Source organism: Shewanella sp. ISTPL2 (assembly GCF_013283205.1).
Taxonomy (GTDB): domain Bacteria; phylum Pseudomonadota; class Gammaproteobacteria; order Enterobacterales; family Shewanellaceae; genus Shewanella; species Shewanella oncorhynchi.
The window spans coordinates 1,610,383-1,623,186 of sequence record NZ_JAAPAV010000001.1 but is presented as its reverse complement, the minus strand read 5'-3'; the positions used below and the strand labels follow the sequence as shown (position 1 = coordinate 1,623,186).

At 46.7% G+C, this 12,804-nt stretch carries 11 protein-coding genes; 4 read left to right on the top strand and 7 right to left on the bottom strand.

Annotated features, from left to right (window positions below):
* Window positions 1-19 precede the first annotated feature (19 nt).
* Both HUB64_RS07275 and gap read left to right on the top strand, forming a co-directional pair.
* Complete coding sequence (locus tag HUB64_RS07275; RefSeq protein WP_173496698.1) at window positions 20-919, top strand: DUF2989 domain-containing protein; 900 nt, start codon at window positions 20-22, stop codon at window positions 917-919.
* 201 nt (window positions 920-1,120) lie between these two features.
* Window positions 1,121-2,131, top strand: a complete 1,011-nt coding sequence (gene gap / locus HUB64_RS07270; protein WP_006081590.1) for a type I glyceraldehyde-3-phosphate dehydrogenase — start codon at window positions 1,121-1,123, stop codon at window positions 2,129-2,131.
* A gap of 162 nt (window positions 2,132-2,293) precedes the next feature.
* Here gap and nadA read toward each other — a convergent pair whose 3' ends face one another.
* The 5 genes from nadA to astE all read right to left on the bottom strand — a co-directional run bounded on the left by nadA (window position 2,294) and on the right by astE (window position 8,497).
* Window positions 2,294-3,376: a quinolinate synthase NadA gene (gene nadA, locus HUB64_RS07265; protein WP_028759980.1), complete on the bottom strand. Its 1,083-nt coding sequence runs from the start codon at window positions 3,374-3,376 to the stop codon at window positions 2,294-2,296.
* 132 nt (window positions 3,377-3,508) lie between these two features.
* Window positions 3,509-5,131: a dihydrolipoyllysine-residue acetyltransferase gene (locus HUB64_RS07260; protein ID WP_173496697.1), complete on the bottom strand. Its 1,623-nt coding sequence runs from the start codon at window positions 5,129-5,131 to the stop codon at window positions 3,509-3,511.
* A gap of 9 nt (window positions 5,132-5,140) precedes the next feature.
* Window positions 5,141-6,118 (bottom strand): alpha-ketoacid dehydrogenase subunit beta, encoded by a 978-nt coding sequence (locus HUB64_RS07255; protein ID WP_028759982.1) that lies wholly within the window; start codon window positions 6,116-6,118, stop codon window positions 5,141-5,143.
* A 3-nt stretch (window positions 6,119-6,121) separates the two neighbouring features.
* Window positions 6,122-7,300, bottom strand: a complete 1,179-nt coding sequence (locus tag HUB64_RS07250; protein WP_113939702.1) for a thiamine pyrophosphate-dependent dehydrogenase E1 component subunit alpha — start codon at window positions 7,298-7,300, stop codon at window positions 6,122-6,124.
* Window positions 7,301-7,462: 162 nt separating this feature from the next.
* Window positions 7,463-8,497 (bottom strand): succinylglutamate desuccinylase, encoded by a 1,035-nt coding sequence (gene astE, locus HUB64_RS07245; protein WP_173496696.1) that lies wholly within the window; start codon window positions 8,495-8,497, stop codon window positions 7,463-7,465.
* A 331-nt stretch (window positions 8,498-8,828) separates the two neighbouring features.
* On the opposite strand from astE, the gene msrA reads away from it, so the two are divergent.
* A complete protein-coding gene (gene msrA / locus HUB64_RS07240) occupies window positions 8,829-9,308 on the top strand; it encodes a peptide-methionine (S)-S-oxide reductase MsrA (protein ID WP_105252470.1) in 480 nt (159 codons plus the stop codon).
* A gap of 116 nt (window positions 9,309-9,424) precedes the next feature.
* Here the strand turns inward: msrA and pgm are convergent, their stop codons facing one another.
* Together pgm and seqA are read right to left on the bottom strand one after the other, a co-directional pair.
* Window positions 9,425-11,077 carry a phosphoglucomutase (alpha-D-glucose-1,6-bisphosphate-dependent) gene (pgm, locus tag HUB64_RS07235; RefSeq protein ID WP_173496695.1) on the bottom strand — a complete coding sequence of 551 codons (1,653 nt, stop codon included), beginning with the start codon at window positions 11,075-11,077 and terminating at the stop codon, window positions 9,425-9,427.
* Window positions 11,078-11,150: 73 nt separating this feature from the next.
* Window positions 11,151-11,693 (bottom strand): replication initiation negative regulator SeqA, encoded by a 543-nt coding sequence (gene seqA / locus HUB64_RS07230; protein ID WP_173496694.1) that lies wholly within the window; start codon window positions 11,691-11,693, stop codon window positions 11,151-11,153.
* A gap of 298 nt (window positions 11,694-11,991) precedes the next feature.
* Here seqA and HUB64_RS07225 point away from each other — a divergent pair, with 298 nt between their 5' ends.
* Complete coding sequence (locus HUB64_RS07225) at window positions 11,992-12,768, top strand: alpha/beta fold hydrolase (protein WP_173496693.1); 777 nt, start codon at window positions 11,992-11,994, stop codon at window positions 12,766-12,768.
* Window positions 12,769-12,804: the final 36 nt, after the last annotated feature.

The window sequence follows — 12,804 nt, the reverse complement described above, 5'->3', positions numbered from 1 at the left end:
TTATCGTTTGGAGAGTGTTTTGAGACAAAATCTAGTAATAATTACATCATTTACCTTAGGGATGAGCTTTTTCGGTCTTTTCGGTTGTGATAATGACCGAAATATCTCAGCAATTTGTAAAAATAATCCTGAAATTTGTGCCGATTTGCATAAGGACAGCTGGTGTTTGACTGAAAAGACCAAGCTTATCCAAAACCGCTACATGTTAAAAGACAACGAAAACCTCACAGGTAAGCAGCTCTACTCACAATTAACCTACCTTGAGGATTACAGCCGTTGCATTGAACTCGCCTCTGGCGTTCAGCATATCATCCACACCAATCGCACAGCAGATAGAGCCAGAGCCTTTAGACTAAGCACTCAAAATTTAAGTTTACTACAAGATCAAACCCGTGAACGGCAAGACCCTTTTATGTCCTATTACCAATGGACTCGCTTTGGCGATACCGCAGCGTTAAATAGATTATTAGAACAGGAAAACGCCGGCGAAGTGACTGACCCCTTTCTACTTGCCCAAGTCGCAACCTATTACAGCAATCGAAATGCCATCAAAGCGCAACAACTCTATCTTAAAGTCTTTGCGGAGATCCATTACGATGATTTCGACGTTAACTGGTTACTTGGGCTCGCATCTGTCTATCGCCAGCAACAAGTTTTAGATAAATCCTATATGCTGACGAAAGCAAATTTACTACTTACGCAGCAGAAGTATTCTGAAGAAAAAATGCTAGCCTTGCTCGGTGGCAATAAAACGCTGGCGACTGAACTCGATTTAAAAGCCCAAGCCCTTATCGATGCGCTAAAAAAGGGCACTTATTCTATGAGCCCAGTAAGACAATGGCTTGATCCTCAAGCGGTTGCCCAAGCGCCAACTGTAACTGAGGTGGTGCCGCCTGCGCCTGTCGAAAAAGTAAACTAAGCAACTGATGGCAAAATGTTTGCCATCTTGTAATTTTTTACCCAATTAACGCGTAAAAAATGGCGATTTCGCGACCGATGTAAAAAAAATACCTAATTTGTTAATCAAGACAGCGGTAAAATGCCGATTTAACTTGACGATAGCTGTCAGTTTGGTAATTTTACTACCAGTTGAATTTTATAATCACCAGAGGGATATGAGATGACTATCCGTGTAGCAATAAATGGCTATGGCCGTATCGGTAGAAACGTATTACGCGCCTTGTACGAAAGCGAAAAAGCTTATCCAATCAAGATTGTCGCTATTAATGATTTAGGCGACGCTTCAATCAACGCTCACCTGACAAAATACGATTCTGTTCATGGTCGTTTCAATGCGAAAGTTGACCATGATGCCGAAGCTATTTATGTGAATGGCGATAAGATCCTCACTTTCCAAGAACGTGATCCTGCAAAACTGCCATGGGCAGAGCTACAGGTTGACGTGGTTTTCGAATGTACCGGTATCTTCACTTCTAAAGAAACCGTTCAACCACATTTAACCGCTGGCGCGAAGAAAGTGATTATTTCTGCTCCAGGTAAAAATGTGGATGCCACAGTTGTTTACGGTGTGAACAACAACGTGCTGACGTCAGACATGACAGTGATTTCAAATGCTTCTTGTACAACAAACTGTTTAGCCCCTTTTGCTAAGCCGTTAAATGACGAGATTGGTATCGAATCAGGCCTGATGACCACCATTCACGCTTATACCAACGATCAACGTTTATCTGACGTGTACCATACAGATTTACGTCGTGCCCGTGCTGCGGCACTGTCAATGATCCCAACTAAAACTGGCGCAGCTGCTGCTGTAGGTTTGGTTGTACCTGAATTACAAGGTAAATTCGACGGTTTAGCGGTTCGTGTACCTACAGTTAACGTATCACTCGTGGATTTATCTTTCATCGCTGCCCGTGATACTACGGTTGAAGAAGTGAATGCCATTATTGAACGTGCTGCCAGCGTTGCGCCATTGAGCGAAGTGTTAGCGGTAAACAAAGAGCCATTGGTGTCTATCGACTTTAACCACAATGCGTTTTCTTCAAACTTTGACGCAACTCAAACCCGTGTAAACGGTCGTTTAGTGAAAGTGATGTCTTGGTATGATAACGAGTGGGGATTCAGTAACCGTATGTTAGATAACGCGGTTGCACTGATGAACGCCAAGTAAGTAAGCGTAAAGTAATCTAGTCACTAGATTCCGCGTTACTCAATTAAGCCTCGCATTTGCGGGGCTTTTTATTGCCTTAGTTTTAATAAAAGCAACAGACATAAAAATCCCCACTCTATGGCGGGGATTTTTATTAGGCTGAAGAAAAGCTAAATAATGGGCTTAGGCATTACCCTTCACTTTCATATTCAGTGTCTTGGCAAAATCCAGCATACGCGTCAGTGGGATAAGCGCTTTAACTCTTAAGTCTTCATCCACAAAAATCTCATGGGTGGTTTTATCGCTGTCGGCGAGTGACGCTTCAATTGCCTGCAAACCGTTCATCGCCATCCAAGGACAGTGGGCACAGCTCTTACAGGTTGCGCCATTTCCGCCCGTTGGCGCTTCAATTAAAATTTTACCTGGCGCCGCCTGCTGCATTTTATAAAAAATGCCGCGATCGGTTGCCACGATAAAACGCTCATTTGGCATGGTCTGCGCTGCTTTAATCAGTTGACTGGTCGAGCCAACTGCATCGGCCATCGCCACCACACTGGCTGGCGACTCAGGATGCACAAGAATAGCCGCATCTGGGTAAACGCTTTTCATATCGCGCAGCGCATTAGATTTAAACTCGTCGTGAACGATACAATCGCCCTGCCACATCAACATGTCGGCGCCCGTCTGCTTGGCAATATAGCTGCCTAAATGACGATCGGGTCCCCAAATGATCTTTTTGCCTTCGCTGTCTAAGTGCTCTACGATTTCAAGGGCAATACTGGAGGTCACCACCCAATCGGCGCGCGCTTTAACCGCAGCCGAAGTATTGGCGTAAACCACCACAGTATGATCTGGGTGCGCGTCGCAGAAAGCGCTGAACTTATCAATCGGACAACCTAAATCCAATGAACAAGTGGCTTCTAAGGTCGGCATTAGGATAGTTTTTTCAGGGCTCAAAATCTTGGCGGTTTCGCCCATAAACTTGACCCCAGCAACGATCAAGGTTTTTGCTGGGTGATCGCGGCCAAAGCGCGCCATTTCTAAGGAGTCTGAAACGCAGCCGCCGGTTTCTTCGGCAAGGGCTTGGATTTCAGGATCGGTATAATAGTGGGCAACCAGAACGGCATCTTTTTCAATGAGCAGTTGCTTGATACGCGCCTTGTAATCGGCTTTTTGCGCATCGGACAAAGGCACTGGTTTAGGCGGAAACGGGTAATCAATGGTTTCTATTGTTGGAGCAAATGGGCTGGGGGCTAACTGACTCATAACACATCCATCAGGATAACTACGTTTGGGAATTATACGTAATCGGGATCAAAAGATTAACCCATTTGTGCAAAGCAAATAAAAAAGGACGCTTTTAGCGTCCTTTTAGTGTCAGTTATTCGTGCCAGCGGCTTAGCGCATCGCTAATAACATCTCTTGAGGCTGCTCAAGATACTGTTTCCACAGATTACAGAAGCGAGCAATCGTACCTCCATCGATCACTCTATGGTCACCAGACCAGCTCACTTGCATGATTTGGCGAGCTTCGACTTCCCCTTTCACGTTAAAGCGCGGTAGGGTTTGCAACTTACCTAAGGCCACAATCGCCACCTCAGGTTTGTTGATGATAGGCGTCGCCACTGTGCCACCTAAGGCGCCAATGTTCGATATGGAAATCGTGCCGTCTTTCAGATCCGCTGGCGCCACGCGGCCGCTGCGGGCAGCTTGGGTCAGACGGGTGATTTCTGCCGCCACTTCTAAAATACTCTTGTCCTGCACGTCTTTGATGTTAGGCACTAAAAGACCGACTTTAGAATCCACCGCCATGCCGATATTGTGACGCGCCTTGTAAGTTAGTTCAGTGCAATCAGCATTCACTTGACTGTTCATCACAGGGAACTGACCTAACGCGAGCGACATTGACTTCATGAAGAAAGGCATCATGGTCAGCTTCACTTCATCTGACGAATACTTCACTTTCATGCTTTCACGCAGTGCAACTAAGTCTGTTAAATCAAACTCTTCGCAATAGGTAAAGTGCGGAATGCTCGACACAGATTCCACCATCATGCGTGCCATCACAGCTTTTACGCCGCGAATCGGCTCAACCGTGTCAGCGCGTTGAGTCACTGTAGATGTTGGAACTTGGGTTTGAGATGCTTGAGTCGCTTGAACTGGCGCCTCTTTTACCTGAGTCGCACTTGATGCAGAAACATTGCTCGCGCCTTGTTGGAAGCGAGTGATGTCTTCCTTATACACACGGCCGTGCTTTCCTGTGCCAGGTACTTGGCTCAAATCGATATCTAACGACCGCGCCATGCGACGAACTGCGGGGCTGGCTAAGGCTTTACCTTGGCGAGCAGGCTCTGCATTCACAATCTGCGCTGCAGGTGCGGCATTGGCCACAGTATCTGTATTTATTGTCGCCGCAGGTGCAGAAGCCGTCTGTTCAACTTCAATGGCAAATAAAGGCGCATGTACTTTAGCTAGCTGACCTTTGCGATAATGCAGTTTGGCAATTTTACCCGCTTTAATGGCAGGAATTTGCACCAGCGCTTTATCTGTCATCACGTCGGCAATCGGTTGATCTTCCTCAACCCAATCACCTTCGCTCACTAACCATTCAACTAGCTCACATTCAACAATGCCTTCGCCGATATCTGGGAGTAAAAACTCTTCAATACTGACTGATGAATGGGATGACGTGGTCGCGTTTGTGACTGCCACTGGCTCAGTCACTTTTGCAGTCGTCGCAGCAGGTTCAGCCGTAACAGATTCGCCTGCGATTTCAACGGCATCTTCAATTTTTACGGCATAGAGCGGCGCATGCACTTTCGCAATATCGCCCTTGGCGTAATACAGTTTAGTGACCACGCCCGCAAAAGGCGCAGGGATTTGCACTAAGGCTTTGTCTGTCATGACATCGGCAATAGGTTGGTCTTCAACGACTGTGTCGCCTTCTTTGACCAGCCATTCAACCAACTCACACTCCACAACACCTTCGCCAATATCCGGCAAAATAAAATCTTTAATCATACCGGACTCCTAGAAGGTCACTGATGCTTTGATGGCTTCAAACGTTTTGAAAGCATCTGGCATGTATTCTTTTTCATGAATGAGTGGGTACGGGGTATCTAAACCACAAACGCGGCTGATGGGCGACTCTAGATACAAGAAGCATTCTTGCTGAATCGTCGCCGCTATCTCACCAGCAAAACCACCGGTTAATGGCGCTTCATGGTTAACCAGTAAACGTCCGGTCTTTTTGACTGAATCGGCAACGGTATCAATATCCCAAGGTGACAAGGTGCGTAAATCGATAACTTCACAGGAGATCCCTTCTTTAGCGGCCATGTCGGCGGCTTTTTCAAGGATTTCCATTTGCGCGCCCCACGCCACTAAGGTGATGTCTTTACCTTCGCGAACCACTTCAGCCTTACCCAGTTCAATTTCATAATCGCCCGCGGGCACTTCGCCAACCGATGCACGATATAAACGCTTAGGCTCAAAGAAGATCACCGGATTTTTGTCACGGATTGACGCCAACAGCAGGCCTTTGGCTTGCTCAGGGTTGCGTGGCACAACGACTTTTAACCCCGGCGTCTGGGTAAAATAGGCTTCAGGTGATTGTGAGTGATAATGTCCGCCCGCGATGCCGCCGCCATAGGGCGTACGGAACACTAATCCACCGACATCGAACTCATTACCGCTACGGTAACGGAACTTAGCCGACTCGTTGACGATTTGATCGAACGCCGGAAAGATATAATCGGCGAATTGAATTTCAGCCACGGCGGTCATGCCATTTGAGGCTAAACCATTGGCAAAACCGGCAATACCTTGTTCTGTCAGCGGCGTATTAAAGCAGCGAGCGCGACCGAATTTTTCTTGAAGACCAGAGGTGGCGCGAAATACCCCGCCAAAGTGGCCCACATCTTCACCAAAAACCACCATGCGTTCATCGGCTTGCATGGCAATCGACAAGGCCTCATTGACGGCCTGTAACATATTCATTTCAGCCACGGCTTATAGTCTCCCTGCACTTTTTGGATAGGCTTGCGGATATTTCTTGATATGTTCTTTAAGCTCGGCGAGTTGCTTTTTCAGCACTGGCGTCGGCTTGTCGTACACATCTTCAATAATTTCATCCAGCATAGGCACAGGAATTTTTTCAGCCACTTTTACCGCAGCCAATACTTCTTCACGATATTTTTCATGCAGTTTCACATCATCCGCTTCAGCCAACCAACCTTTGTTGATAAGCCATAATTTGAAGCGTTTAACCGGATCGTGTTGCTGCCACTTGGCTTCTTCATCTTTCGAGCGATAACCAGAGGGGTCGTCTGAAGAAGAGTGCGCGCCGAGACGATAAGTCATGGCTTCAATCAGCACAGGCGCATTATGCTCAATCGCATAGGCGCGGGCTTGCTGAGTTGCGGCTAACACGGCCAACATGTCATTACCATCAACACGAATGGTGTGCATGCCATAACCGACACCACGGCTGGCAATACCGTTACCGGCAAACTGCTCTTCAGTGGGGGTAGAAATCGCGTAGCCATTGTTACGACAGAAGAAAATCACTGGGCATTTCAGTACCGCGGCCATGTTTAGGCCAGCATGAAAATCCCCTTCCGATGCAGCGCCTTCGCCAAAATAACAAACCGCGACTTTGCGCTTACCTTGCATTTTTAAGCTGTAGCCCACACCAGTCGCCTGCGGGATTTGCGTGGCTAACGGTGAAGAAATCGTTTGATAATGCAATGCCGCACTACCGTAATGGATTGGCATTTGTCGACCTTTACCAAGATCTTTCTCGTTACTGAACATCTGATTCATAAACTGTTCAGTGGTAAAGCCGCGATAACGCAGCGCCGCATGCTCGCGATATTGCGCGAGGATCACATCTTCTTGATCGAGTGCGGCCACACTGCCGACAATCGCCGCTTCTTCACCCGTACAGGTCATGTAGAAGCTGATGCGCCCTTGACGCTGGGCGCCAAGCATACGTTCATCAAGTACCCGAGTGAATACACAGGTATCGTAAATTTTAGTGGCTAAGGTTTCATCTATCACAGGCAAAACCGCGGTTTCATAAGTGGTGCCGTCGGCTTGTAGAATTCGAAGGATAGGAATGTGTAGCGATGCCTTATCCAAGAAGCCGACACGGTGCACTGTATCAGTGTTGAGTGTTGCTTTGCTCATATTGTGCTCTTGTTATCTCATTACGCATCAAAGCGTTTTGATGCGTCTGTTTATACGAATATGCCCGACGAACATTACGTTAACGTAAACTACCTATCAACCATTGGCATAGCTCAAACCACAAGTTATCCCTGCCACGCATGTATATATTGCTTTACAAGCCTAACGCACGTCCGCATTCACCGCAGGGATCAGGCAAATCACAGTGCGATTGCCAATAGGCACTTTGGCATTAGGGAACACGACAGACTCAAACTCATGTTCCACTTTAATTTCTTGCCCACCTTCCCGCGCTAAAACAAAGCCCTTCGGGAAAGATCTGAAGTTTTCGACATCAGTTGCGAAGGTAAATTCAAAATCATCGAAATGTTTATTGATGACGCGGCACACTTGGTACAAGTTAACCTTATCGGCATCAAATGCATCCAGCTCCAACGGCTTAGCGGTGATCAAGCGCATGAACATTTCATGGGTCGCGATAAAACGCGTCATGTCGTTCTGCCCCATGGGATACACTTTGCCAAGCTCAATGGTAAAGGCATCGGCACCGTAGCGTTCAGAGGAAAAATAACTGAAGGTCGTGGTCGGTTCGTGGTGGAAAAGTACTGTATCGACGCCGCTTGCGGCTAAAAACATAATTTGCTCGCCGCTAAAGGCGCGCCCTGGACGGTAGGGATAGATAGCGAACTTTTCATGCTTCGAGGCGCGCATCGCCGTGTGCAAATCATAATGGATGCGCTGACGTCCATCGGCAACCGTAGTATAAAAACGATCGACATAGGCTTCGAGTTTTTTTGCGCGTACTCGCTCAGGGTTCACTAACCCTGGTGGATTGGAATGCTCACCACTAAAGAGACGATTCATGTTTTCGTCAATAATCCGCGTGCCGTTATTAATCGCTAATGGGTTACCAATGAGAAATAAAGTGCGCTGCTTTGCGATGATCTTTTGCTGTAGAAGTTGTTTAATTAAGCTATTGCAGAGTTCAATGGGCGCGGTCTCGTTACCGTGAACACCGCAGGAAAGCACAATATCTTTTCCTTCATTCTGTATTGGTTCGAAAACAATAACACCGGTATCCCACACTTCCACTTGAGTATGATCGCCTAAGTTAAATGAAAATTCGCCATCGAACTGTTCAGGATGGGCTAAGGTGAGCGCTAAAAAATCCTTTGAATCTAACAGAGCTTGTAACACAGAATTCTCCTTATAATGGTGTGTAACAGTATTGGCGCAATAACATAAGTGCTGGCAGTAAATAACCTCTTAAGCATTTTTCTCACCGCGGTTAGTCTCACTCGCACCTAAAAAACGGCTTCAATACTAACACATGTTTTTAGTGCTGTTCTCAGACATTTATTGCCGTAGGACCCAGTTTTAAGCGGAATGACATTCAACTAAGCTGATTGTTAAATTCTCAGGACATTCCCTAAGAATTTCCCATGATAAATATTCCAACTTGAGGCTTGCTTTTGCACTCAAGTTTTATCACAATCCTTAGCCATCTAGACTTCTATTGGATTTAATTATGGCGTTAGCAACCTTTGGTGCCGGCTGTTTCTGGGGCGTAGAGTATTTTTTTAGACAAGTGAACGGCGTATCCAATGCCACCTGCGGCTATATGGGCGGCAATAATGCGGCGACGAGCTATGAAGAAGTCAAAAAAGGCAAAACGGGCCATGCCGAAGTGGTGCAAGTGGAATTCGATCCCGCCCTTGTCAGTTATGAAGACTTGCTCGATGTATTTTGGAAAAACCATAATCCTACGAGTCTGAACATGCAAGGCGGAGATATTGGCACTCAATATCGCAGCACTATTTTCTTCCACGACCGTGAGCAAAAAGCGGCCGCAGAAGCCTCAAAGTTAGCTTTTGCCCGCTCGGGCCGTTGGGGATTACGCCATATCGTCACTGAAATAGTGCCACTTCAACAGTTCCATGTGGCTGAGGAATATCATCAAAATTACATCGATAAGAATAACTTACCGAGTTGTCATATCGAGTACTAAATACGGTCAAATCAGTATTAGATTAACTATTCACAGCTGAATTAGACACAAACAAAAATGCACTCAAATCTGAGTGCGTTTTTTATTTTGAGACGTTAGCTAAACCTACTACTGCATTAAGCGTTTAGCGCCTTATCAATTAATGCCTGCGCATCTTTGATGATTTCAGCTAAATGCTGCTCACTGATAAAACTTTCGCCGTAGATCTTAAATAACGCTTCAGTGCCCGATGGACGCGCCGCAAACCAACCATTCGCCGTAGTCACTTTGATGCCGCCAATCGCCGCATTATTGCCCGGCGCATGGGTTAACACGTTTTCGATTTTCTCACCTGCAAGCACAGTGGCATTTAAGGTATCAGCATTGAGCAAAGCAAACTTGGCTTTGTTTTCAAGACTGATTGGGCTATCGATACGCTTATAGAAACTTTGGCCAAATTGTTTTACTAACTCTTGGTGACGCTGACCTGGGGTTTTACCTGTCACTGCAAGAATTTCTGCGGCAAGTAACCCTAAAATGAAGCCGTCTTTATCTGTGCACCATGTGCTGCCATCACGGCGTAAAAATGCCGCGCCAGCACTCTCTTCACCGCCAAAGGCGATTGTGGCTTCGGCTAAACCGTCAACAAACCACTTAAAGCCCACTGGCACTTCGAGTAACGTTTTGCCGTGGAAAGCACAGATTTTATCGATAAGCGCACTCGATACTAAGGTTTTACCTATGGCTAAGGTATCGCTCCAATCTGGTCTGTGTGTCAGTAAATAATCAATAGCGACCGCAAGATAATGATTCGGATCCATCAAACCCGTACCAGGGCAAACTATGCCGTGACGGTCATAATCGGGATCATTACCAAGGCATAAATCAAAGGATTCTTTATGGGCGAGTAACCCGGCCATCGCGTAGGGAGATGAGCAATCCATGCGGATTTTGCCGTCTTTATCCAGCGGCATAAAGCTAAAGCTTGGATCAACCTTATCATTGACTAAGGTGATATCGAGCCCATAACGCGCGGCAATCGGTGCCCAGTAGAAAATCCCTGAACCACCGAGCGGGTCAACGCCGATACGCAGCTTAGCGTTAGCAATCGCCTGCATGTCGATAACATTTTCTAAATCAGCCACATAGGGCGTGATCAAATCAATGGCGTTGACATAGCCTGATGCCAGCGCTTCGGCATACGCTAATTTTTGCACGCCAGCTAACGCTTGGCGCAAGTAATCATTGGCCCGCGATTCAATCCAAGCAGTAATATTACCTTCGGCCGGTCCGCCATGAGGTGGATTGTATTTGATCCCGCCATCTTGAGGCGGATTGTGTGAAGGCGTGATAATCAAACCATCAGAAAGAGACGCACCTGTGATATTTGCTTCGCGATTGGCGCAAATCACCCCATGGGACACCACTGGTGTAGGCGTAAATCCATCGTTCTGTTGGATTTTCACTGTGACTTTATTTGCCGCAAGCACTTCAATGGCCGATAAATAAGCGGCGTAGGATAACGCATGGGTGTCAATCCCAAGGATCAGCGGCCCATTGATATTCACCGATTGGCGATAATCCACCACAGCTTGGGTAATCGCCCAAATGTGTTGTTGGTTAAAACTGCCATTGAAGGCGCAGCCTCTGTGCCCAGAAGTGCCAAAGGTGACGCGTTGTTGTACGTCATCCATATTTGGCGTGATGCTGTAATAATGGCTCATCAGTTTTGGAATATTGACCAGATCCGTCTGATTAGCGATTTGTCCTGCCCTTTGATGTATTGCCACCTATGGCTCTCCTGCACTCAATTACAATTAGAAAAAGTAGAAAAATGTCGTACTAACTTGGCTCACCCGCGGATTAAACGCGCTCGGCGATGCCCGCAGCTACTGTCGCATCACAACCAAATTGCACTAAAACTTCCGATAAAATAGTGCGTTTCTTGGCGGTATTGTTGTTACTCGTTACCCAGAAACCACTTGTACCAATTTCTTTTGGGTTAGCCGAAGCACTCGCTTCGAGCAGTTGCTCCTTAGAGCGAGCAAAATACAAACGATCGCGCCCTTGGATCTGCAAAATTTGTGAGAATTGCTCTGGGGCTAATTGATACAAACTTTCGAGCAAAAACAGAAAACGACCTACTGCGCCTTTTTGCTGCGATAACTGATGTTCATCGACTAAGCGACTAAAATCATTCACTGCTGGCACTGTTTGCGCCGCGATAGGCTGAATAGGTTCAGCTTCAAGGCTCGGTTGGCTAATCGCCAAAGGCTGGGGTTGTTCGACCGCATCGACGGACAGGCCGAGTAATCGACGAAGAATGTCAGAGGCGCTCTCACCAATACGTTCTGTTTTGCTGGCAATATGACGATAGAGCTCTTCATCTACTTCGATATATTTCATAACCTTAATTATCCTTTGTTATTCGACAGGCTTAACCGAAAAAAGTTTACCACAGCGATCGGGGCAGATCATTGCGATCTGTTACCAGTGTATCTATCTCTATCAATCTGATAAAGCGCCATTATTCTAAAAGTGCGGGAAATAGCACAGCAAACTAGCAGTTAATCGACAATTGCCGAAAAAGCACACAAGTTACTGGCCGCCCCCACTATAGAAATGGCAACTGACTTGTCAAGCCAACGGCATTAAGGGCACAATTCGCGTCACGCTAAGCTAAAAATCTCCAACAGGAATCACCATGAACTTTGTTTCCACAGGCCAAGGACCCGCAGTGCTCTTGATCCACGGCTTGTTCGGTAATCTAGATAACCTCAAAGGTCTAGGGCAAGTATTAGAAAATCAGTATCAAGTTATTCGTGTCGATGTGCCCAATCATGGTTTAAGTGAGCATTGGGATCAAATGGACTACCCTCGTCTGGCCACTGCAATGATCAGCTTGCTCGACGAACTGGCTATTGAACGCGCCCATATTGTGGGTCACTCCATGGGGGGTAAAATCGCCATGGCGACGGCGTTAGCCTTTCCAGAGCGCATTATCAGTATGGTGGCAGCCGATATCGCCCCCGTCGCCTATGAGCCAAGACACGACACAGTGTTTGCGGCATTAGAAAGCCTGCCCTTAGAAGGCCATACCGACAGACGCTTTGCCCTAAACCATTTAATTGACAATGGTATTGACGAAGCAACGGCACAATTTTTACTCAAAAATCTACAACGCACGGATACTGGCTTTCGTTGGAAAATGAACTTAAGTGGCCTAAAGGCTTGTTATCCTAATATTATTGGCTGGCAAAATCAGACACTAAATCCAGTACAAAGCTATGCTGGACCAAGTCTGTTTATTCGCGGCGGCGACTCAAATTATGTCACTAGCGAGCACAGAAGCGCTATCATGGCGCAATTCCCCGCGGCACAGGCAAAAACACTTGAAGGATGTGGTCATTGGTTGCATGCGCAAAAACCCGTCATTTTTAACCGGATCGTGTCTGAATTTATTGACAAACATTCAATGTAAATCAGCAGCAAACTCGACCGAAAGCATATGGCAGCC

Coding starts and splice junctions, on each gene's coding strand:
- msrA (WP_105252470.1), top strand. CDS start 8,829: ATGGCGTTAGCAACCTTTGGTGCCGGCTGTTTCTGGGGCGTAGAGTAT.
- HUB64_RS07260 (WP_173496697.1), bottom strand. CDS start 5,131: ATGATTAAAGATTTTATTTTGCCGGATATTGGCGAAGGTGTTGTGGAG.
- seqA (WP_173496694.1), bottom strand. CDS start 11,693: ATGAAATATATCGAAGTAGATGAAGAGCTCTATCGTCATATTGCCAGC.
- HUB64_RS07225 (WP_173496693.1), top strand. CDS start 11,992: ATGAACTTTGTTTCCACAGGCCAAGGACCCGCAGTGCTCTTGATCCAC.
- nadA (WP_028759980.1), bottom strand. CDS start 3,376: ATGAGTCAGTTAGCCCCCAGCCCATTTGCTCCAACAATAGAAACCATT.
- HUB64_RS07250 (WP_113939702.1), bottom strand. CDS start 7,300: ATGAGCAAAGCAACACTCAACACTGATACAGTGCACCGTGTCGGCTTC.
- gap (WP_006081590.1), top strand. CDS start 1,121: ATGACTATCCGTGTAGCAATAAATGGCTATGGCCGTATCGGTAGAAAC.